The following is a 23,934-nucleotide window of genomic DNA, read 5'->3' on the forward strand; positions in this document are numbered from 1 at the left end:
TATAGCGCTCGTTTTGGTTTTAAATCCGCCTTTGGTATTTAAGTAATGAAAACGTGCTTTTAAGAGTCGTTTTCTACCTTCCTTGGTTCGTGTGAATGTGAGCCTTGCATTTTCAGAGATATAAATTCCCCAAAAGTTAAAAAAGAGCCAAGCATCTTTTTATTACCTGCAAAGAGTTCTGGTACTGGATAATAATTTGCAAAGCCAAACTTGCGCTGCCACCATCCAGACTGCTCAATCATATAGCGTGCATTATCTATAGGTGTGAGAAGTTCTTCCATACACTTTACAAAAAGGATTTCTTCTTTGGCAGTGGCTCCTGTAAGAAAGCAAGAGACGGCTCCATTAGGTAGATACTCTACACCTAGTTTTAGAGCTTCTTGTTGCGTGGTGATGTAGTACTGCTCTCGTAGGCTTTTAAGCACTACTTGCCCCATTTTATATACTAGTTTATCTACACGTCCATATTTTAAGTACAACACGAGAGTTTTATAAGTCTTGGGCGCAAGTACTATTGCCGCTGTGCCTAGCACTGCATATATAAAAAAGCCCATACCTCTAGAGAAGTAAGCTCCTGCATTATTAATAATAATTTCCGGTACGGTAATCGTGAGTAAGGCTCCCAGTTGTAGTACTCCATATTTTACAGCATCTTTATAATAGACGCTGTTTTTTTGTAACGGCTTACCCTTAGGTTTAAAGTCTAGTTTCAGTTCGCGCACTAGGAGTTTTCCCGTACCTATAGCTTGTTCCCATCGCTGTTGTATCGCACCTCTCTTTCCCGCAAGGGTACACATTTTACTATTTAATACTTCTTTATCTAAAATAGTGGTAGGTAGAGCAAACCGCTCTGCGCCATTTTCTATAAAGGGAGTTCCCTCTAGTGATACACCACAAAAGGCATCAAAGCGTCTGGTTAATTTTATCACATCCTCACCTCCACCATCTATGGTAGGATCTATACAGGCAAGATGCCAGATAGAAGCCACCTTATCTGGATTACTAGGCTCTACTCGTATAGCTCTACCGCGCATCTGGTTAGACATTACAAAAGAACTCACGTAAGAGGCAAGGACTAATGTATTTATAGCTGGCGCGTCCCAACCTTCTCCTAGCAATGCCGCTGTGCCTAGTAGCACTTCTATATGGCCGTCTGTAAAAATAGCCGTCATAAGGCTTACCATCTGGCTTTTTACCTTTTCTCTGGGGAGTACTATCACAAAAGCTGTATCACCTAAAGCATCGTGCGTAAAATCATCACTATCTAGAGTCTCTGTAATTTGTGCTACCAGTGTTTTATGTACTATGATAATGGTACCTGTGAGTACGGCAAGTTTTTCTAGTTTATCCTTACCCTGCCACCTATCTGGATGTTTTTCAAGTGAGTATCGCAGATGGTGAAAGATAGGTATTACTCCCAGCTTGTTTATTGTGTCAAGCGCCTCTGTAGAGGTGTCTATAAACTCCTTACGCACGTAATCTGAAAGTATAACAGCACGTAGGTCGTTATCCATTTGAGCACTTTCATAATCTATAATCTCTCGTATGCTCTTGAGCTTATTAGGGCTTTGGGCTAGTGATTTATATAATTGCTGCTCGCCTTTAAAATTTACACGTTTTTTATCAAAAGCACCTACCTTACGAAGTGTTTTCTCAACAGTGGCGAGTACCTCTTCGTCCACATAATGATCTTCTCGGCCATCTACTAATAGCGGTTGCAATAACTTTTCCGCCCACTCTTGATTAAAGGTAGGAAGCTTTTCTTGGATAAGGTCTACACCTAGCAAATCTATTTTTTCCTTAGGGATTTTATGCCGACGTGCATTAAGATAGACAAGAGAAGCTATATAAAAGTTAGGGTCTTTATAAATGATCTCAAGATGTTTTCCTGGTGTTTTATAAACTGGGAGATTTATAATAAAACTGCCAAACTCACTATTTTCAACTAGCTCATCTATAACTGCTTTTGCCTTAACACGATAGTCTAAAATGTATTCTATTTGTGCAGCATCTGGCTCAGAAAAATAAATATAATCTTGGTGTGCACAGAGGTTTCCTTCTTTAACCAGCTCTGGCACACTTATCTCAATATCTATGGGTCCACAAAGCTGAAAATACTTTGCTATCTCTGCTTGATCACTATCATATGGCGGTGTTGCCGTGAGTGCGGTAATAGTGCACTCTGGTAGTTCTTTAAGTGTAAAAAGCGGTTTCCACCACTCGTTTTTTAGGTGATGAGCTTCGTCTAGTACGATGTTTTTTATTCCCGCTTGCGCGAAAAAGTTAAGCACGCGTTCCATATCGCCTTCCATTTCATTTTTGGCAAATGCGTGTAATGATTGATAAGTTGCAAAGGTAATGTGTGCAGGTTTTTTATATTACGTGAAAGCGGAATAGTACATTTTTCTTGCTCGATAAAGCACTCAAACATACGCTCCTCCCACTGGTTGCGTATCGTGATAGTAGGTGCGAGCACAAGCGTGCACTTATCTACACGACGCATCATCTCGAGACCAAGCACAGTTTTACCAGAGCCTGGTGGGGCAACTACGTGCAAGTGATCATCTGCAATGTGATCTTGAAAATCTTTTAAAAATCGCTCCTGATAGGTGCGCCAAGGATAAATAAATTGAAAGGCTTCTTTGAGCAAAGGAAGGCGATGTTTAAATTGGTAAATTTGTAATGCAAAATACGAGGTTTGGATAGATATTGAAACCAGATTTATTTAAAATCACATGCCTATTTACCTCAACATATTGAAGATAGAACCATGCTCATAAGAAATAGAAGACTAAGATCCAGTGAAGCCATACGCTCACTAGTGCGTGAAACATATATCACACCAAATGACTTTTTGGTACCGCTTTTTGTGGTGGAAGGCACAGGAGTGAAGCAAGAGATTGACTCTATGCCTAATTATTATCGCTACAGTCTCGATTTGCTTACAAAGGAAGTAAAAGAGCTTTGGCAAATGGGATTAAAATCTGTACTGCTTTTTGTAAAAGTACGAGATAATCTAAAAGATAACTCTGGCACCGAAGCCCTTAATCCAGATGGACTTATGCAACGCGCCATAAAAACAGTAAAGGATGCTTGTCCAGATATGCTTGTAATGACAGATGTTGCACTAGACCCATATTCTAGTTTTGGTCACGACGGTATTGTGAGTAACGGTGAGATTGTAAATGATGATACCAGCGCTATTCTTGCAGAAATGGGATTAAGCCACGCCCAAGCAGGAGCAGATTTTCTAGCTCCTAGTGATATGATGGATGGCCGTATTTTTGAAATGCGCACCCTACTCGAAGATGAGGGATATTACAACACAGGAATTATGAGTTATAGCGCAAAATATGCAAGCTCGTTTTATGGCCCTTTTCGTGATGCCTTAGATAGTGCTCCTGTAGACCTCCAGAATGTTCCTAAAAATAAAAGTACCTATCAGATGGATTTTGCAAATCGAGACGAGGCTATAAAAGAAACGCTCATGGATATCGAAGAGGGAGCAGATATTGTGATGGTTAAGCCTGGATTATGCTATCTCGATATTGTAAGAGACTTAAGAGAGGCCGTAAATGTGCCTATCGCCGTATACCAAGTAAGCGGTGAATATGCTATGGTAAAAGCAGCCGCAGCAAATGGTTGGTTAGATCATGACCAAGTAATTATGGAGCAAGTAACTGCTATAAAAAGGGCAGGCGCCCAAATCATTGCTAGTTATTTTGCAAAAGATGTCGTAAAAATTCTTAACGGCTAGGAGGCTTAATAAAATGAAAGACTACCAACTTGCGCAGGTAAATGTCTCTCGTATGAAAGGACAGTCTATAATGGATCCTGAGATGAAGGGCTTTCGGGACCATACGGCGATGATACATACGATGGCAGATAATGCGCCAGGATTTATTTGGCGTCCTCCATTTGATTCTGATAATACCTCAGCATCTAATCCGCTGGTGGATGATCAATTGCTTATCAATATTTCGGTTTGGCAAGATGTGGATTCACTCAAGGATTTTACCTATAACACTTTTCATAGCAATATCATGAAACGCCAGCGCGAATGGTTTCAAAAATACGGCAGTGCACATTATGCGTTGTGGTGGATTATCGCAGGAGATTTCCCTTCTGAAAGACAAGCCATTGAAAAATTAAACCAACTCGAAAACAAAGGCCCAACTGCCGAAGTTTTTACCTTCAAGAATATCTATGACAAACCTACGCTTTAGAGTACGCTTTCGCGAAAGCGTAAACCTCCAAACTTAAAGTATTGCTAAGTAAGTTAAAGCGTGCTCACTTTTCCTTATTTTTACATAAACAGCAAGTTTATTATGGGACAACTTTTACTTTGGGCAACCGTTTCTATTTTCTTTTCTTTTTTGTGTTCAATACTCGAAGCAGTTCTTTTGAGTGTGACGCCTACATTTATAAACGTTAAGAAAAATGAAGGCAAGGCATATGCTGAAACTTTAGAAACGCTCAAGAAAGACGTAGATAAACCACTTATTGCCATCCTTACACTTAATACACTGGCGCATACGGTAGGTGCGATGATGGTAGGTAAGGTAGCTGCAGATTTATACCCTAGTTTTGTCATAAACCTAGGTTTCACAGAGATCAATTTTCTGGGTTTTGTATCTGCTATAATGACATTTTTAATTCTTGTGGCTAGTGAAATTATACCTAAAACAATAGGTGCAAAATTCTGGAAGCAACTTGCAAATTTTTCAGCTAAAACGCTGAAGATTATGGTGCTTATTCTTAAGTATACTGGGCTTCTGTTCTTACTTCAATTATTTACTAGAATGGTAGGTAGCAAAGGTCATAATGAAAGCGCATTGACTAGAGAGGACTTTACAGCAATGGCACAAATAGCTAGCGACGAGGGTGTATTTGAAGAAGGAGAGTCTAAGATTTTAAATAACCTTCTTACGTTTAAGGAAGTGCTTACTAAAGATATTATGACACCTCGCACAGTTATAAAAATGGCAGATGCCACTACCACAGTAGCCGACTTTTTTAAAGACAATCAATCTTTACGTTTTTCTCGCATTCCTATTTTTGAGGGAACTAGAGATCATATTACGGGTATTGTTTTAAAAAGTGAAGTCTATAGAGAGGTAGCTCTAGATAATGATAATAAAACACTTAAAGAACTAGAGCGATCCGTTCTGGTTACTAAACGTACTTTACCTATTCCTGAACTTTTCGATCAACTTATTTCTACTAAAAATCATGTTTCTTTAGTCATTGATGAATATGGAACAACAGTTGGCCTGGTTACTATGGAAGATGTGATTGAAACGTTACTTGGTCTTGAGATTATGGATGAGAGTGACAGCGTAGAAGATTTACAAATACTTGCTCGTAAAAATTGGGAAAAGCGAGCAAAAACACTTGGCCTATATGATGACAATGACACGCCGCTGGTTTAGTCTACTAGCTTTTACAATTTTAGCATCTGTTACACTACAAGCGCAAAAAACTACAGTTAAAGGTGCGTTTCTAGAGAAATGGGACAACTCGCTAAAGTATCTCGTTGCTATTGCAGAGGCAATGCCAGAAGAGCATTTTGAGTACAAGCCTATGCCTCGTGAAATGTCTTTCATTCAACAACTTATTCATATTCAAGAAAATATTGACTGGGTTGCTACAAAATACTTTGATGCCGATAACAGAGGTGTATCTATTGTCGAAAATGACAAAAAGAGAACTATTGAAAATTTAAAACATAGTTTTAAAAATGCAAGAAAGGCTATTGTCAATACTAAAGAAAGTAATCTTGACGAAGTAGTAGGTTTTTTTGCAGGACCAAAGTCTAAATATCAAATTCTAAATTTACTGCAGGATCACGTAACACACCATAGAGGGCAACTTATTGTATATTTAAATCTCATGGAAATAGAACCACCGGCATACGTGGGCTGGTAGATTATGCAGACTGCAATCATTAATACGCCTATAGGATTACTAGAGCTTAAAGGCACTAGCGAAGGGTTGGTTTCTGTGGTATTTTTAAATGAAGAAGCCGTCACATCTACCACGATTCCTGAAGTTTTAGTGGTAGCCGTCACACAGCTCCAAGAATATTTTAAGCGTAAACGTAAAGATTTTACAATTCCTCTATCAATTGCGGGAACAAGTTTCCAGCAAAAAGTCTGGAACGAGCTTTGTACCATTCCATACGGGAAGACAGCCAGCTATTTACAAATAGCAAAACAAATTGGTGATCCTAAAGTAATTCGAGCTGCAGCTAGTGCAAATGGTAAAAACCCAATCTCCATAATAATACCTTGTCATAGAATTATAGGCAGCGACGGCTCCCTTACAGGGTATGCCGGGGGGCTTCATCGTAAAAAATGGTTATTAGAACACGAGAGTCCCTACACACAAGGAACGTTATTTTAGGGTTAATGGTGAGTTAATCAGGGTATAAATGCTTTCGCGAAAGCGTAATCATCCTATTTTTACTAAAAAAACTAATCAATGAAACACCTAAAAAGCTTCTTTAAAATTTTACTTTCTTTCATTGTACTCATCGTTATCGTACTCTATATAACAGACTATGACTATATACTGAAAGGTGTACGAGTTGTGTATGGTACAGGACACACTACCGCTTTTATTGATGATTACACGTATTTTGAAAATGCTGAAATCCAAAATGGTAACCCAAAACCCTGGCCAAAACATAAAAATTACAATACCGCGACCCCTACAGAAAGTCTCTTAAAAAATAATAGTGAATTAGGAACGGTAGCGTTTTTAATAATAAAGAATGATAGTATACTGTATGAAGATTATGCAAATTCTTATAGTGCTGCTTCAAAAACAAACTCTTTCTCAATGGCAAAAAGCATAACAAGTGCATTATTAGGAAAGGCTATACAAGACGGTTATATAGATGATCTTAATCAACCTGTTGGAGATTTTTATAAAGAATTTAAAAACACTAAAATGACGGTGGGTGACCTTTCTTCTATGGCTTCTGGCCTTAATTGGGATGAGAGCTACACAAGTCCTTTTAGTGTAACGGCGAGATCCTATTATGATGATGACCTAGCAGAGACAATACTTAACCTCAAAGTAACTGAAGAGCCTGGGAAAGAAGTGACTTATTTGAGTGGAAACACTCAATTATTAGGTATGGTTATACAAGAAGCTAGTGGGAAAAAACTAGCAACTTATCTTTCTGAAAGTTTTTGGAAACCTATGGGAATGGAACAAAGTGCTTTATGGCAACTGGATGATAATGAAAATCAACTAGCAAAAACCTATTGCTGTATCGCGAGTAATGCGAGAGATTTTGCCCGTTTTGGAAAGCTTTATAAAGACAATGGTAGATGGGGTGGTAAACAACTTATTCCATCAGGTTTTGTTGCTAAAAGCATCAATCCACGCTTTGAAAAAAATGACGACTATGGATATGGTTTTTGGCTTAGTGATTATAAAGACAAAGAGATTTTTGCGATGAGAGGCATACTGGGTCAGTATGTAATCACTATCCCAGAAGATAATCTTATTATTGTGAGGTTAGGGCATCAGAGAGGAGCATCATTAGAAGGAAAGTCATTTACTAAAGATTTTTATGACTATATAGATGCAGCCTATACCATGACGCATCTAAATTAAAAATCGTATTTTCATTAAAAACTAATCACTTCTAATGAAACTAGCTACAAAAGCAGCGTTTTTGTCAAAAGCCAGTGCAGCTTTTAAACGTTTTCCTTTTGCCATTATTTGGGCAATACTCAGTACTATTATTACTATAGTTATCATAGAAATAGACACGCGAGAATTCACTCAAATTAAAACCAACCTACTCTTAGTAATGTCGCTAGGTGTAAGCTGGCTCATAGCAACACAATTCTATATTGAACAATATAAAGCTAAGAGTCTCGTATGGATCAAGATAGTTGTAGTGGTCCTACTACTACTTTTTTATATAACCCTGCCATCATCTCCAGACTCTGTAACAGTAGGATATATACGCTGGGTTATATTTATGATCGCGGGACATCTCACCTTATTTTTTGCGCCTTTTGTAACAGTATGGCACCCTAAGGCTTATTGGAACTATTTAGGCAACATGATGATCGCCATCGCTCGTAGTGCGCTGTTCTCTGGAGTACTTTATTTAGGTCTTGTACTCGCGATGCTAGCTGTACGTTATCTATTTGATATTAGTATAAAAGAGATACGTTATGCAGAGTTATTTGTTGTTTGCCTTGGGGTTGTAAATACTTGGGTGTACCTCTCAGATTTTCCAAAAGAAATCCAACACAATATTGGGCTACATTTTCACAAAGCGATTGAAGTGTTTGTAAAATTTATACTTATCCCTCTAGCTGCGCTATACATTTTGATACTATATGTGTATGCAGTTAAAATTGTATTGCAGTGGGAGCTTCCTAAAGGGTGGGTTAGTTATTTAATTATAGCACTGGCTGCATTACTATTTTTGATACAGTTCATAATGCATCCTGTGAGAATTACTCATGATTCTTCTATTATACGGAAGTTTCAGCCGTTGTCCTACTGGTTATTTTTACCCTTACTCTTCCTGTTTTATGTAGCGATTTATAAACGTATTGCAGATTATGGTATTACAGAGTCTCGCTATTTTTTAATTGTTATTGCAATTTTTATTACAGGTGCTATGACCTACCTGATATTTAGTAGAAAAAAACAATTGCGTTATTTGCCTATGGCATTAGCAGTGAGTGCGCTTCTAAGTTCGTTTGGTTTTTGGGGAGCCTTCTCAGTAAGTGAGCGTAGTCAAACGAGGCAGTTTGAACAGGTTTACAAAAAATTTAAAGAAGCAAAATTAAATTCGGCTTTAGTATCTGCAGAGGACTACAAGCGATTTTTATCCATTTCAAATTTCCTAATCGACCATAAAGCACTACACCGAACAGAAAATATCTTAGGATACAACCCTACAGCTTCTACAACTGAATTGACTGCCTGGAGCTTGCGTAAAAATGTTATGGATTCGCTACAAATTTCAGTCGAAAAAAAAACCAATTTAAATACGCGTAGATACTTCCGTAGAGGTGAACGACAAGTGCTAAATATAAGTGGTTACGATTATTATAAGGAAGTTTCTTTTGAGTCATCATCTTCTATAACAAATCCTCAAGAGATAAATGATTATCAATTCCTTTTAGAGCAAAATCCCTCAAAAATAATGGTTACAAAGAACGAAGTTATCATTCTTGAAATACCCTTAGGTACGTTTACTCAAGAACTTTTAGAAAGACCCCTAAAAAATAGGGATGTACTAAATAAGGATTTCAATGTAAGGGGTGAAAATAAAATAATCGCTGTGCAACTACACTTTGATAGCATAACCTTAGAAACGATTGAAAGCACTCCAAGTATAAGCTATATGAGAGCAGAAGTCTTATTAAAACAAAAAGATGATTGATAAATTACAGTTAGAAAATATACTTTTTTTAGATATAGAAACTGTTCCGCAGTATTCCTCTTTTAGTGATCTTGATGTCACAATGCAATCATTGTTTGCAGATAAAACAAAGTACTTACGCAAAGAAGAATTTACACCACAAGACTATTATGAACGTGCTGGTATTTGGGCAGAGTTTGGTAAAATTGTATGTATATCTGTTGGTTATTTCCACACTAGTACTAACGGAAAGCGGTTTAGAACAACCTCTTTCTTTGGTGATGATGAGTCAAAATTACTCACTGAATTTACAACACTGGTAGAGACTCATTTCAATAGAAGAGAACACTTATTGTGTGCTCATAATGGTAAAGAATTTGACTTTCCCTACATTGCAAGACGCATGATTATTTTAGGGGTAAAGCTGCCCTATAAATTAAATTTATTTGGCAAAAAACCGTGGGAAATTCCACATATTGATACACTTGATCTATGGAAATTTGGAGATTACAAGCATTACACTTCTCTTAAGTTGTTAACTAAAATTTTAGGGATTCCTTCACCAAAAGACGACATAGACGGTAGTCAAGTACGTAGTGTCTATTATGAAGATAATGATATAAACCGCATTGTGATTTATTGTGAAAAAGACACTGTTGCCGTCGCTCAAATTTTGTTGAGACTTCGTAACGACAGGCTACTGGAAGAAGATGAAATTATTTCTGTTTAAACTATTTATTTAAAACTATAATTATGAGAGTAAAGCATATTTTGGCACTGTTAATTGTCGGGTTTATTTGTACACTTCTAGGTGCGTTGTTTAAAATATTACATTGGATGGGAGCTCCACAGCTTTTAATTGCGGGTACATTTATACAGGCAATTTCGGGAGTGTTAGCCATCTGGAAGCTATTTACATCTCATGCTTTTAAAGACTTTCTAAATAAATAAAAGTTTTATTAATTGAGTATTCGCTTTCGCGAAAGCAAAAAAAATCCCGACACCTTTTGATGTCGGGATTCTTAGTTTAAATATGATTTACTATTTTTTGATGAAGCGCTTGTTAAGTACGGTATCACCAGAAGTTACTTCTATAATATAGATCCCTGACTCTAATCGAGCTACGTCCAAAGAAGGTGTAAATTTTTGATCAACTACTCTCTGACCTAATAAATTATAGACTACTACCTTATCTGCGGTAGCTCCATTAAGATCAACATTTAATGTTGAGCTTACTGGGTTAGGATATAGATTCATAGAAGTAAGAGCTGTTGCCCCATTATCTACAAAACTATCTGATCCAGCTGCAAATCCTGTTGCAGAAGCCCCAATTACTACGATATAATCTTCAACCTCTCCGTATTGGAAGCTTTCACAAGCGGTAGGTATCCCATTATATTTCATAGAAACTCTCATACGTGTAGGTCCAGCTTGTGCTCCTGCTGGAGTGTTGAATGATCCCGTTATAGGAGTAGCAGTAGTTGCTGCTCTTGTATAGACAGTTTCTCCAGCATCTGTAAAGTCACCATCACGATTCCAATCTACAAACACAGCATATCCTTCACTATAAACAGTTCCAGTCCATGCAGGAGTAATTGTTATAGAATTTGAAGCGCTTAAATTTGTAGATAAGTTTGTATAGTTACCATAACCTCCAGAAGAAGCTGTAGTAGCATTATTAATACTTCCTATTTGAACCCTTTGGATATACTCGTCTACTACACTATTTCCATTAGAAGCACAGTAACCGGTAGGCGGATTAGGATCTGTTCCTCCAGAAACTGTTACTCTAGTATTATCAACCGCAACATCTGCTTGCCAAGTGTTCCCTGTTACTCGTACAAAACGAAGTTGTACAGCATTTCCTGCAAAGGCAGAAAGTGATACTGCTTGTGTTTGCCAAGCCGTTCCTTGATAAGCTGTTTGACTCCATAATGATGACCAGTTTGCACCACCATCTGTACTAGCCTCTAAGGCAATACTTCCCATAGTTCCAGCACCATTTGCATGGTAATTAAATGTAAAGATAGCATCCGTCTCAGATGAAAGATCAAAACATGGAGAGTTTAATGTTGCACTTTTGTTAGGATAACCTACACCATCACCAGATGCTTCTACAAACATATAGAAAGAACCTTGTGCGCCAGTGGTTGGTCCTGTTCCTGAAGATGGAGTACCTGAAGAATCACGTGTCCAATCTAAATCATCACCATTTCCTTGTGACCATAATCCAATATTTGCCTCAAAACTTTCAGTATATGGAAATGAATTTACTCCCCCAGCACATCCTGATGGGTTTGTTACTCCTCCAGTTGTAGTTCCCGTAGCCGTATTACTTGCATTTGAAACGTTACCTGCTGCATCTCTAGCTCTCACTGTAAAGTTATAGGAAGTATCTTCTGTAAGACCCGTAATTTCAGCAGTTGTTGCTGCCACATTTCCTAATAAAGTTGCTCCTTGATACACATCATACCCAGTTACAGCAACGTTGTCTGTTGATGCATTCCAAGCGATGTTTATAGTTGTATCAGTTACACTTGTTACACTCAAACTTGTTGGTGTAGTAGGCGCCTGAGTATCTGCTTGTGCAGCTCCTCCAACACTAAATCCATCTATCGCAATATCACCAGACCAAGAGGCTGCTGTAGTTGCTCTAAAGCGTAATTGAGTAGATCCAGAATAAGCAGAGAGGCTTACTGTTTCATCTATCCAAGCTGCTCCTTTATCACCAGATTGAACCCATAGCTCGGTCCAAGTTTGAGAAGCATCATCTCTAGCTTCAAGTCGTATAGTTCCTACCGCCGTACCTGTCATTTGATAGCTAAAGCTAGCTTCAGCACCATTAACTCCAGATAAGTCAAAACATGGAGAATATAAGATTGCTGTTTTATTTGGGAATCCTGCTCCATCTCCAGAAGCCTCTACATAAATGTAATACGTTCCTTCATTTGCTGCAGCTGGTCCAGTACCATTAGAAGGCGTTCCTCCTGTATTTACAGTCCAATTGATATTATCAGTAGTATCCTGTGACCAAGCTCCTATTGTATTTTCAAACCCTTCATTGTAAGGGAAATTTGCAACTGTTGAGTTACATGTAACTGGTTGTGGAGGGCCAGCACATCCACTTGTATATGACGTAATCTGATCTGTATTTGTATTTGTTCCACCGTTACTATTTTCAACAGCGTCTACACCTACTCCTCTTCTAGCAAAGGCATCCCAAATTAAACAGTTGTACTGACCTCCATAAAGGTCTTGATCTGCCTGTAGTATACCATCTCTACCAGATACATATCCAGGATTGTTTGCTGTATTTTTTAAACCTTCTATAACAAGTGCCATTGCAATGTTATTACCTCCAGTACCATTATACTGATCAGTACTCAATCCTTCAAGATCGATAAGATCCCAAGTCATATCCCATAAAATGGTTGCGAAACCGTATCCTACTCCGTGAGGAACTGCAAGACTACCTATGTTATCATATGTAGTACCATTTACAGCAAAATCTGGAGAATATCTAGTAGGACGTATTCCAGCTCCTGTCACTGATTGGCCGATTGCAAAATTACCAATACCTCTAGCTGTGTTTCTTGTATCACCAGGACGAATAGTCATTACTAATCCCATCCAGTCAGACCATCCTTCGCCCATTTGTTCAGAACCACCAAGACCGTTGAAACTTGGTCCTCCAACTAAACGTGAAGATATACCGTGACCATATTCATGTGCTATAATTCCATTATCAAAATCACCATCTCTTGTGGGGTTGGTGAATAAAAACATTTGCATTCTTGGATTTTGTCCGTCTGGTGGTGTTGCAAAATTTGCGTTATTTGTTCCGCTGCCATCTTGTGCATCTGCATTTACAGAGTCACTTCCAGCACCTCCTTTTCCATAGTTATTTTCTTGGAAGTTACCTGATGCCTCATCAAATCCGTACTGGTACCATACATCATGCATTAAGTTATTCCAGTAGAAAAGGTTTGTTGTTGCCGCTGGCAAATATGTAGATGGTGATGCATTTTGATCATATGGAAAGTTAAAGTTCAATGAACTTCCTCCGTTCGGACTTACACCTGTACCGTTATTTCCATTAGTATCATCTTGTGCCAAAACATTGTTACCACGTGTCGTTGTAAACTCTGCACCTGCAGCACCGTTAGTATCATGCCATCCATAAGGAGAGGCTGTGGCATTTGCTGGATCTGTAACTACAATTCGATTACCATGAATTGGGCTTTCAATACCTAATGGGTATACATTGTAAGACCCACCACCTACAACTGCTGTCGCTTCAGACGCTCTTACTGGACCAAGTACGATCTCGTTATTCTTTCTTGTTTTTGAATGACCGTGTTCTAAATGATTTGGATCTTCAAAAGAACAAGAAATAACCCAATCTGTTACTTTTAAAATTTCACCTGTAGATGCATCAACATTTACATTCCACCAGTGTTGACCATCTGTAGGGTATATTGATACATTCCAAGTAAGGTGCATTTTATCCCCAATTGCTAGATAAGTTTGCTCTACTCTTATTGGCTCAAGAGTCATCCCTGAGTTTGCGTATTCAAAAACATTACTGCTAACTCTTTTAGAGTTTAAGCTTCTAGGTGATTGAATTTTTCGATCACTTACTACCTTTTGTATTGCGTTTTCAGGGGAAAGTGACGCAGTTTTTCCTGCTGCTTTTTCTGTAAGATTTTTTACAAATTGATTAATTTCAAAAGTAACTTTATCTCCTTTAACGGTGAGCTTGTAAGTTCCATTTTGAATAGGTATTCCTTGATACATCTGTTGCACATAAACATGCTTGATGTTAGGGTTTAGGGATGGAACCACATTTGTCACTTTAAACTGTGACACATCTGTAGACTTCAATCCATCTTCTCCTGCATTACCTGTCAAATAGTTTTGGACAATTCCATCCATACTTTTTTGAGCGTAAGCTGTTGTTCCTAATAGAAAAGCCATTAGAAATAGAGTGTAAAATTTTTTCATATTATGAGGGTTTTGTTAGGGTTACGAGAATTAGTTAATTGATTAGAAATAGCAGTGAGGTATACATTTAAATAAATACAAGTACATATCTCAATAAATCACTAAAAAATATAGTAAGATCTCAGAATTTTGGGGAATTTCGTGATAATTATCTAATCTTCACAATTATAGTTACTAAAACATTAAAAAATATTTAACTTTTCGTTAACGTGCATGTTTTTGTGTATTTCATCGATATTTTTTGAGTATTTTCTTAAATTTATTTTATGGCTCAAACTCCGTTGTTACTTGTAGAGGGATTATCACAGTATTTTTATTCACAAGGAAAGGATAACCAAGTCTTATTTGATATTTCTTTTAAGCTACTACCTAATGAGATCTTAGGAATAGTAGGAGAGTCTGGCTCTGGAAAATCACTTACCTCTTTAGCTATTATGGGTCTGCTCCCAAAAATTAATAGTAAAACCTTAGGATCTATCAAGTATGAGGGAGAAGAACTGCAAAATATTTCTGAAAAGAGCTGGCAATCCATTAGAGGGAATAAAATTTCTATGATCTTTCAAGAACCTATGAGTTCGCTTAATCCTTCTATGAAATGTGGAGAACAAGTCTTAGAGATCTTACTGGAGCATTTTACGCTTTCGCGAAAGCGTTCAAAGCAACAAGTACTTGAGCTTTTTGAAAAAGTTAAACTTCCGTCACCGGATATAATTTATAACGCTTATCCTCATGAAATTTCTGGTGGACAGAAACAGCGAGTTATGATTGCAATGGCGATTGCATGTAAGCCCAAAATTCTTATTGCCGATGAGCCTACAACTGCACTTGATGTTACCGTGCAGCAAGAAATCATTCTTCTGCTCAAGGAATTACAGCAAGAAACAGGAATGAGCATTGTATTTATTTCTCACGACTTATCATTAGTAAGCGAGATTGCAGATAGAGTTATAGTTATGTACAGAGGAAAAATTGTGGAAACAGCAACCTCCAAAGAATTATTTAAATCACCTAAGCATCAGTATACTAAAGCGCTTTTAAATGCTAGACCTTCATTAGAGCAAAGACTAAAAAAATTACCAACTATAAAAGATTATCTGGAGAATAAACCTAGTTCTCCTATTGAGACAAAACAAGAACGGGAAAAACATCAAGAAGATTTATATGCTCAACAGCCATTATTAGAAATAAATAATATTGAAAAAACCTATTTCTCTAAAACAGGTTTTTTTGGAAAGCAAACTGAGTTTAAAGCTGTAAATGATGTCTCTTTTAGTATTTACGAAGGAGAAACTTTAGGTTTAGTAGGAGAGTCTGGCTGTGGGAAATCCACCTTAGGAAATGCTATTCTTCAACTAGACAAAGCAACGGCTGGATCTATCTTTTATAAAGGTAAAGATATAACAGCATTAAAAGGCTCTGAGCTAAGGTCTTTACGTAAAGAAATACAAATTATATTTCAGGATCCATTTGCCTCACTAAACCCAAGACTTACTGTAGGACAAGCTATCATTGAGCCTATGCAAGTGCATACACTATATGGCTCCAATAAAGATCGTAAAGAAAAGGTTTTTGAGTTATTAGAAAGAGTAGGTCTAGATCACTCTGCATATAATAGATATCCTCATGAATTCTCTGGAGGCCAAAGGCAACGTGTAGGTATTGCTAGAACTATAGCGGTAAAACCAAAATTAATTGTTTGTGATGAATCTGTAAGTGCGCTTGATATATCAGTACAAGCTCAGGTTCTTAACTTACTTAATGAATTGAAATCAGATTTTGGATTTACCTATATATTTATCTCACATGATCTTGCCGTAGTAAAATACATGTCAGATCAACTCGTGGTGATGAATAAAGGTAAAATAGAAGAAATAGGAGACGCTGATAAAATTTATGCCGCTCCAGAGAAAGAATATACGCAAAAACTCATTGATGCAATCCCAAAAGGTATTTAAAATTGCGTTTATAAATAACTAAAAGATAGCTTAATTAAAGACAGGCTACTACCAAATTTTAGAAGCTCTATTAAAGCATAAATAAAAATACTCTCTTCGCTAGTTTAGCACAATTTGCGGTGAATTCACTAGCTTCTTTTACTCCTTGAACAAAAGACTTAGATGATGTGATTAAAATTTCCATTGGGTTTCAGATTAATGTTTAAAAAATAAAATCCGTAGGGCTCCCCCCACGGATTTCTAACAAATCATAACTTATAACACTCTTATTAAAAGTTATTCTGTGTAGACTCACTTATGCAGTTCGTCCGATACTATCACCTCTTTAACGAGGTTTTATAATAATTTGGGGACTGCTAAAGTAATACAAAAAAACAATTGTCCAAATTTTTTCATAAGAATTTTTGTTAAAAGAAGAGAAAATTGTGTATTTCATCTGTGATTTAATGTTTTTTGTAGTACTTAAGTCATTTTCCTACACTCATGATTAAAAAATTCTTACAAAAAAAACCACCTAGCGGTGGTTTTTTGTGATTAATGTTACTGTAATTAAAAGATCATCTCAGGTATCTCCCCTTCGATTTCTAAAAACCCTTCTGTGGCTTGTTTTATATCTTCAATAGAAACACCAGGAGCTCGTTCCAAAAGCTTAAAACCTTTTTCTGTTATTTCTAATACAGCCAAATTAGTCACTATCTTTTTAACACAAGCCACTCCTGTAAGTGGCAAGCTACATCTTTTGAGAAGTTTAGATTCTCCAGCTCTATTGGTGTGCATCATTGCAACGATAATATTTTCTGCACTTGCGACAAGGTCCATGGCTCCTCCCATTCCTTTAACCATTTTACCTGGAATTTTCCAATTTGCAATATCGCCATTCTCAGCTACTTCCATTGCTCCTAAAATGGTGAGGTCAACATGTTTACCTCTTATCATACTAAAACTAGTTGCGCTATCAAAAAAACTAGCGCCAGGAAGTGTAGTGATAGTCTGCTTACCTGCATTAATAATATCTGCATCTTCCTCTCCTTCAAATGGGAAAGGCCCCATACCGAGAACTCCATTCTCACTTTGGAACTCCACATCTATATCCTCACGCACATAATTTGCTACCAAAGTAGGTATGCCTATTCCAAGATTTACATAATAACCGTCTTTTACTTCTCTAGCAATGCGTTGTGCTATTTGGGTTTTATCTAGTGCCATAATTATTCTCTTGTTCTAATAGTGCGTTGTTCAATTCTCTTCTCATAATTAGTTCCCTGAAAAATTCGTTGGACGAATATTCCTGGAATATGTATTTGATTAGGGTCTAAAGATCCCACAGGTACAAGTTCTTCAACCTCAGCCACCGTAATTGTTGCTGCACCACACATATTAGGATTAAAGTTACGGGCGGTACCTTTAAAAATAAGGTTGCCAGCTGCATCTCCCTTCCAAGCTTTTACAAATGCAAAGTCTGCCTTAAAAGCATGTTCTAAAACATACATCTTACCGTCAAACTCACGTGTTTCTTTTCCCTCTGCCACTTCTGTACCATATCCCGCTGGTGTATAAATTGCTGGAAAACCAGCCTGAGCAGCACGGCATCGCTCTGCAAGGGTTCCTTGTGGTATTAACTCTACGTCAAGTTCTCCGCTAAGCATTTGTCTTTCAAACTCTGCATTTTCTCCTACATAACTAGAGATCATTTTTTTTATTTGTTTTTTTTGTAGGAGCAGTCCTAAACCAAAATCATCTACCCCAGCATTATTTGAAATACAGGTAAGGCCACTTAAATTGAGAGCAACTAGCTCTGCAATTGAATTTTCAGGGATACCACTAAGCCCAAAACCGCCTAGCATCATCGTCATATTATCTGAAACTCCTTTTAGGGCTTCTTTTACTCCCGCAACTTTCTTTAATATCATATTCGTAATTATTGAGACTTAAAAATACATAATATACAGCCAATATATTCGTATTACGCGTATACAAACTGAAAAATATAATGCAATTCAAAAAGTTTTTGCTTTCGCGAAAGCAAAAAAAAAGAGCCCAAAAATTTGGACTCTTTTATATTATCAAGGATGAAGTTAAAAATCTAACTCGTCGGGTAAGTCATCACTTACGCCATTACTTTTATAATTATCACAATTTGTTTCAATACTAAGATTTTCTGGCCGTTCAAAATCTTTATCTGACACCTTCAGATCTATATTTGCATACACTCCCTTCATGTATAGTGCCCATATAGGTAAAGCCATGGTGGCTCCCTGCCCGTATCCTATTCCTGGAAAATGTACCGATCTATCATCTCCACCTACCCAAACGCCAGTAACTAGATCTGGTACTACCCCCATAAACCAGCCATCAGATTGATTTTGTGTAGTTCCTGTTTTACCCGCAATAGGATTTGTGAATCCATAGGGATAACCTGTAACGGTATTTTTATAAACCCCGTCTTTTCGCCAGCTGTGTCTTAGTCTTGCTCCAGATCCAGAGGAGGTCACTCCTTTCATAAGTTCTAGCGTAATATAAGCAGACTCATCACTTAATACATCTCTTGTCTCTGGAACATGTTGATATAATATAGTTCCATTTTTATCTTGGATTGTGCTTACCATTTGTGGCTTGACATACACCCCTTTATTTGCAAAAGCCCCGTAAGCCGAAACCATTTCATAAAGGCTTATATCTGGAGTTCCTAGTGCGATAGAAGGTACCTCTGGTATATTCTTTGTATCTACACCTAAGTCACTTGCTAATTTCAATACTTGTGAAGGACCAACCTTATCCATCAATCTAGCAGAGATTGTATTTATAGACTGGGCCAGTGCATACTTCATTGTAACCATACCTCCCATATCACCACCAGAGTTTTCTGGTGTCCAATCTTTTGTGTTCCCGTGAGATCCTGCTGGAATAGTATATAGCGTGTTAGGAAGCGTATCACAAGGTGATATGTGTAACTGATCTACTGCTGTAGCATATAAAAAAGGTTTAAAGGTAGACCCTACTTGACGCTTACCTGTCTGTACGTGGTCATATTGAAAATGCGTCATATTAATACCACCCACCCAAGCACGTACCTCACCGGTTTGCGGCACCATAGACATCATACCGCTGCGTAAGAATTTTTTGTAATACCTTATTGAATCTCTCGGTGTCATAAGGGTATCAATATCGCCTCTCCAAGAAAAAACGGTCATATCAGTTTTTACATCAAAGGATTTTTTGATATCACTATCACTTTTGCCTTGAGCTTTCATTTTACGCCAGCGTTCTGAAGATTTCATTGCTCTGTTAAAGATAAGTGCAATGTCCTCTTTTTCTATATCTCGGAAAGGAGCGGTTGTGTTATTTGCATTCTGTTTATCAAACGCACTTTGTAAATTCGGCATATGCTTTTCTACAGCTTCTTCCGCTAGCTTTTGCATGCGAGAATCTATAGTAGTCGTAATTGTAAGACCGTCCCTGTAGATGTTATAATATTCTAGATTTCCGTTTTCATCCTCCCCTTTTGGATTTTCTTCTATCCATTTACTTAGAAACTTTTTGAGATTCTCCCTGAAATAAGTCGCTATACCATCTGCATGTCCTTCTGGAGTAAAAGTGACTACCATTGGGATAGCCTGTAAGGAATCTTTCTCTGCAGTTGTGATCATCCCATTTTTCTCCATTTGTTTAAATACCTGATTACGCCTCATTAGGGATTTTTCTCGAGATATTTCGCGATAGGGATTATACTGTCTTGGATTTTTAAGCATTGCTACTAATACTGCGCTCTCGTGTAGCTCTAGGTCTTTTACATCCTTATTAAAGTAAATGCGGGATGCTGAGCTTATCCCAATAGCTCTAAAAAGAAAGTCAAACTTATTTAAATACATCGCTACAATTTCTTGTTTGGTATATTGTCTCTCTAGTCTAGTGGCAATCACATATTCTTTTACTTTTTGTGTGTATCGTTCCCAGCCTTTTGCTGCTTCTCCAGTAAATAAAAGCTTAGAAAGTTGCTGTGTAATAGTACTTGCTCCACCTTTTTTTCCCAAATAGGCAAATGCTCTGGCTGTTCCTTTAAAATCGATACCAGAGTGCTCATAATAACGCTCGTCCTCTGTGGCAACGAGGGCATCTATTAAGTTTTGAGGTAGGTCTTCATACTTAATAGGCGTGCGGTTTTCGTTATAGTAAGTCCCTAATAACTTCCCGTCTACAGAAATAATCTTAGTGGCCAGATTGCTTTCTGGGTTCTCAAGCTCTTCAAAGGAAGGTAATTCACCAAAAACATTCCAGCTTGCAAGTAAGAAGAGCATCACGACTGAAAGAATTCCTACAGCAAAAATTCTCCAAAACCAAGAGATATATTTCCCGTTGTTATTGGTAGTTTTTTTTGGTTTTTTTGAAGTTGCTCGTTTTGCCATATTTAATTCTTTTCTAGCTGCTTTTCAATACGCAACCCTACCTCTGTAATACCCTTTAACGTTTGGTCGCCAGAAATATTTCCATTTTTACGTACCGCGTGTTCTACGGTAAAAGTGTAGGTTCCGCTTTCGCGAAAGCGTTCTCCTCTTTTATACACTAATTTACTCTCCTTTATATCCCCAAAGCCCTCTCCTAACCATCTTCCGTCTGGTGCAGCCATTTCATACTCTAATGTATCTGTGAGTGTGTGACCCTGTGGAAATTCTAACGATGTAATTAAAAACAAATTGCTGTAAGGATACCTATTATCATTACGTACTGTGATGTATAGATTATAAGGCTGTACAGAATCTATATCCTTTATTTCTAAAGTTACAGGCTCATTAATATTCCAATTACCACCTAATGATTCATATCTGTGATAAACTTGATCTGAATCACAAGAGAACAGACCCATACAAATCACTACTAATAGAAATACGCTACGCATTAGGTTTTGGTTTTTGGGGGCGACGTTTATTTTTAGAATTTGACTTTGCTGCAGCGTTTTTTTGACTTCTCTGCTTAGACTCACTCGGCTGCTTTGAACTAACTTTATGAGTTGGGTTTACATCTTTTTGTACTTTTTTGTTTGTTTTTTTTGAACGATTATTTTTTACCTGAGGTGTATCTTTTGTTCCTTTTTTAGCTCTGTTTTTACGACGTTTATTGGTAGTTTTTGGTTTGTCAAAACGGGTCAAGCTGTCTTGACCTACTACATTACCAAAATCTACTTTATCTTCCTTCATTAACTCTGATGCAAACTCTTCCAAGCTAGCAACGGGCTCTTTTTTTCTATTTGCTGCAATAATCTCATTTGCATGCTCAGTTGTAAGCTTATGCCAGTTCATCCATTCTCCTTCGTAAGCATACCATAGGTGGCCCTGAAAAATATCTATTTTTTGACAAACAGCCGTTCCCTTTTGAGTGTAGAGCTTTATGTCAGTTTTAGGGAAGCTCTTTAGCGCATCCATATAAGAATCAAGCTCATAATTGAGGCAGCATTTTAATTTTCCACACTGTCCAGCAAGCTTTTGAGGGTTGAGAGATAATTGTTGATATCTAGCAGCGCTTGTAGTAACAGATCTAAAATCTGTAAGCCATGTAGAACAACATAACTCTCTACCACAAGAACCTATTCCTCCTAAGCGCGCAGCTTCTTGTCGTAAACCAATCTGTCGCATCTCAATACGAGTGCGGAATTCTTGAGCAAATTCTTTTATAAGTTGGCGAAAATCTACACGATCCTCTGCTGTATAATAAAACGTAGCTTTTGAACCATCTCCTTGAAACTCTATATCTGAGATTTTCATTTGGAGCTCAAGTCTGATCGCAATCTGTCGAGCACGTACTTTCATAGGCTCTTCCTTCTCACGAGCCGTTGTCCAGATATCTATATCTTTTTGGGAAGCTTTTCTATAAATCTTTAGTCGCTCAGGTGCATCTATTCGTACTTTCTTACGCTTCATCTGTACTCTCACAAGTTCTCCTGTAAGTGTAACCATTCCAATATCGTGACCAGACTCTGCTTGAGTCGCTACAATATCACCTATACTAAGCGTAAGGTTTTCTTCATTTTTATAGTAATCTTTACGTCCATTTTTAAAGCGCACTTCTACATAATTAAAAGTTTCTTGACCGTCTGGTAAAGACATGTTAGAAAGCCAATCAAAGACAGTAAGTTTATTACATCCATCTGTACCACAGGTTCCATTATTCTTGCATCCCTTAGGTGCTCCATCTTCTCCAGTGCCACAATTGCCACAAGCCATATGTTATATATTTGAGGTACATCACACTATATCAATCGTTAGAGAGCAACAGTAATGTGTACGTATTTTTTATTATGTTCAAAATGAACTATCGATAAAGATAAGTATTCTAAAAGAAGTATTTACTTCTTAAAAGCAAGCTTTTCAGAACGCCCTTTTTTGAATATTTTATTGCTATTACCTTTACCTGCTCGCAATTTCTTTTGCTCTTCAAAAGGAAGAGCATTTATGTCTGCGCATTCTGTTGAGCAGCAATTATGATTTGTTTTTGCACATTCTTCACATTGTATGAAAAGTAAATGGCAAGCTTCATTAGCACAGTTTACATGTTCATCACATGGAGTACCACACTGATGACAATTAGAAATCACTTCATTAGAAATACGCTCTCCACGACGGTGATCAAAAACAAAGTTTTTTCCTCGGAATTTATTATCTAATTTCTGATCTTCTACTTGACGAGCATATTCAATAATACCCCCTTCAAGCTGAAAAACATTTTTAAAACCTTTGTGCTTAAAATAAGCACTTGCCTTTTCACAACGTATTCCTCCGGTGCAATACATGACCAGCTTTTTATCTTCCTTGTGATTCTTTAAATCTTCCTCAATAATATCAAGACTATCTCTAAAAGTATCTACATCTGGTGTTACTGCATTTTTAAAATGTCCTATCTCACTTTCATAGTGATTACGCATATCTACAAGTACGGTATCTTCTTGCTCTATAAGTTCATTAAAGGCAACTGCATCCACGTGTACCCCTTTATTTGTGACATCAAAGCTTTTATCATTAAGCCCATCTGCCACAATTTTATGGCGCACTTTAACTTTGAGCTTCAAAAAAGATTTATTGTTTTGCTCTCTAGCAATATTCAATCTTACATTTTCTAAAAAATCAATATTATCAAGAAAGCTCTTAAACTCGTTAAACCTTGTTGCAGGTACAGACATCTGAGCATTTATACCTTCATGGGCGATATAGATACGACCTAGTGCGTTCATAGCATCCCATGCGATAAAAAGATGATTTCTAAAAAGTTCTGGGTTACCAATGTTATGGTATTGATAAAAAGAGAGTGTAAGGCGTTCTTCTCCAGCCTGCTCTATGAGCTCTGCTCTCTCTTTTGCGCTTAGTTTATTGTACAGTTGCATGCTATACCTATTTTAAGTGTTAAAGATTCTGGCAAAGATACATGAATTATATTCCTTAATTCAAATATCAGATAAGCACATACACAACAAATATCTGTATTTCTTGGCGGAAGTTATTTTTAAATTAACTCCACAAAAAATGCCCGGAAGTTCTTCTTGCGGGCATTTTTTGTGAACGGCTAATTCAGGTTTTTAACTTA

General features: G+C 37.3%; 19 protein-coding genes. 10 read left to right on the top strand and 9 right to left on the bottom strand.

The features are described 5' to 3' along the window. Positions 1-59: 59 nt before the first annotated feature. Together OD90_RS08460 and OD90_RS13280 are read right to left on the bottom strand one after the other, a co-directional pair. Positions 60-2,312 carry a DEAD/DEAH box helicase family protein gene (locus OD90_RS08460; protein ID WP_261374490.1) on the bottom strand — a complete coding sequence of 751 codons (2,253 nt, stop codon included), beginning with the start codon at positions 2,310-2,312 and terminating at the stop codon, positions 60-62. Then, positions 2,261-2,650, bottom strand: a complete 390-nt coding sequence (locus OD90_RS13280) for a DEAD/DEAH box helicase family protein (RefSeq protein ID WP_261374491.1) — start codon at positions 2,648-2,650, stop codon at positions 2,261-2,263. Before OD90_RS13280 ends, OD90_RS08460 begins: the two co-directional genes overlap by 52 nt. A gap of 120 nt (positions 2,651-2,770) precedes the next feature. Here OD90_RS13280 and hemB point away from each other — a divergent pair, with 120 nt between their 5' ends. The 9 genes from hemB (at position 2,771) to OD90_RS08505 (ending at position 10,357) form a co-directional block, all read left to right on the top strand. Next, positions 2,771-3,757: a porphobilinogen synthase gene (gene hemB / locus OD90_RS08465; protein ID WP_144668747.1), complete on the top strand. Its 987-nt coding sequence runs from the start codon at positions 2,771-2,773 to the stop codon at positions 3,755-3,757. 13 nt (positions 3,758-3,770) lie between these two features. Then, on the top strand, positions 3,771-4,226 hold the full coding sequence (locus OD90_RS08470; protein ID WP_144668748.1) for a DUF3291 domain-containing protein: 456 nt from the start codon (positions 3,771-3,773) through the stop codon (positions 4,224-4,226). Positions 4,227-4,328: 102 nt separating this feature from the next. Then, positions 4,329-5,432 (top strand): CNNM domain-containing protein, encoded by a 1,104-nt coding sequence (locus tag OD90_RS08475; RefSeq protein WP_144668749.1) that lies wholly within the window; start codon positions 4,329-4,331, stop codon positions 5,430-5,432. Then, positions 5,404-5,928 carry a DinB family protein gene (locus tag OD90_RS08480; RefSeq protein WP_261374492.1) on the top strand — a complete coding sequence of 175 codons (525 nt, stop codon included), beginning with the start codon at positions 5,404-5,406 and terminating at the stop codon, positions 5,926-5,928. The genes OD90_RS08475 and OD90_RS08480 overlap by 29 nt, the downstream gene beginning before the upstream one ends. A 3-nt stretch (positions 5,929-5,931) precedes the next feature. Continuing rightward, positions 5,932-6,405 (top strand): methylated-DNA--[protein]-cysteine S-methyltransferase, encoded by a 474-nt coding sequence (locus OD90_RS08485; protein ID WP_144668750.1) that lies wholly within the window; start codon positions 5,932-5,934, stop codon positions 6,403-6,405. 78 nt (positions 6,406-6,483) lie between these two features. Next, a complete protein-coding gene (locus OD90_RS08490) occupies positions 6,484-7,629 on the top strand; it encodes a serine hydrolase domain-containing protein (RefSeq protein WP_144668751.1) in 1,146 nt (381 codons plus the stop codon). 34 nt (positions 7,630-7,663) lie between these two features. Next, positions 7,664-9,427, top strand: coding sequence for a DUF4153 domain-containing protein (locus tag OD90_RS08495; protein ID WP_144668752.1), 1,764 nt, complete (start codon positions 7,664-7,666; stop codon positions 9,425-9,427). Continuing rightward, on the top strand, positions 9,420-10,136 hold the full coding sequence (locus OD90_RS08500) for a 3'-5' exonuclease (RefSeq protein ID WP_144668753.1): 717 nt from the start codon (positions 9,420-9,422) through the stop codon (positions 10,134-10,136). Before OD90_RS08495 ends, OD90_RS08500 begins: the two co-directional genes overlap by 8 nt. A 23-nt stretch (positions 10,137-10,159) precedes the next feature. After that, a complete protein-coding gene (locus OD90_RS08505; protein WP_144668754.1) occupies positions 10,160-10,357 on the top strand; it encodes a gliding motility protein GldL in 198 nt (65 codons plus the stop codon). A 90-nt stretch (positions 10,358-10,447) separates the two neighbouring features. On the opposite strand, the gene OD90_RS08510 is transcribed toward OD90_RS08505, so the two are convergent. Beyond that, a complete protein-coding gene (locus tag OD90_RS08510; RefSeq protein WP_144668755.1) occupies positions 10,448-14,410 on the bottom strand; it encodes a M36 family metallopeptidase in 3,963 nt (1,320 codons plus the stop codon). A 266-nt stretch (positions 14,411-14,676) separates the two neighbouring features. On the opposite strand from OD90_RS08510, the gene OD90_RS08515 reads away from it, so the two are divergent. After that, on the top strand, positions 14,677-16,365 hold the full coding sequence (locus OD90_RS08515) for an ABC transporter ATP-binding protein (protein ID WP_144668756.1): 1,689 nt from the start codon (positions 14,677-14,679) through the stop codon (positions 16,363-16,365). Between the two features lie 549 nt (positions 16,366-16,914). Here the strand turns inward: OD90_RS08515 and OD90_RS08520 are convergent. From OD90_RS08520 to OD90_RS08545, 6 genes are all read right to left on the bottom strand, one after another. After that, positions 16,915-17,571, bottom strand: a complete 657-nt coding sequence (locus tag OD90_RS08520; RefSeq protein WP_144668757.1) for a CoA transferase subunit B — start codon at positions 17,569-17,571, stop codon at positions 16,915-16,917. Positions 17,572-17,573: 2 nt separating this feature from the next. Next, positions 17,574-18,275: a CoA transferase subunit A gene (locus OD90_RS08525; RefSeq protein WP_144668758.1), complete on the bottom strand. Its 702-nt coding sequence runs from the start codon at positions 18,273-18,275 to the stop codon at positions 17,574-17,576. A 165-nt stretch (positions 18,276-18,440) separates the two neighbouring features. Next, complete coding sequence (locus OD90_RS08530; RefSeq protein ID WP_144668759.1) at positions 18,441-20,768, bottom strand: penicillin-binding protein 1A; 2,328 nt, start codon at positions 20,766-20,768, stop codon at positions 18,441-18,443. Positions 20,769-20,770: 2 nt separating this feature from the next. Continuing rightward, entirely contained in the window at positions 20,771-21,259 is a 489-nt protein-coding gene (locus OD90_RS08535; RefSeq protein WP_144668760.1) for a gliding motility lipoprotein GldH, read from the bottom strand. Next, complete coding sequence (locus OD90_RS08540) at positions 21,252-22,580, bottom strand: stage 0 sporulation family protein (RefSeq protein WP_144668761.1); 1,329 nt, start codon at positions 22,578-22,580, stop codon at positions 21,252-21,254. The genes OD90_RS08535 and OD90_RS08540 overlap by 8 nt, the downstream gene beginning before the upstream one ends. 122 nt (positions 22,581-22,702) lie before the next feature. Next, entirely contained in the window at positions 22,703-23,734 is a 1,032-nt protein-coding gene (locus tag OD90_RS08545) for a rhodanese-related sulfurtransferase (RefSeq protein ID WP_144668762.1), read from the bottom strand. Between the last annotated feature and the right edge of the window lie 200 nt (positions 23,735-23,934).

Source organism: Dokdonia sp. Hel_I_53 (genome assembly GCF_007827465.1).
Classification (GTDB): Bacteria; Bacteroidota; Bacteroidia; order Flavobacteriales; family Flavobacteriaceae; genus Dokdonia.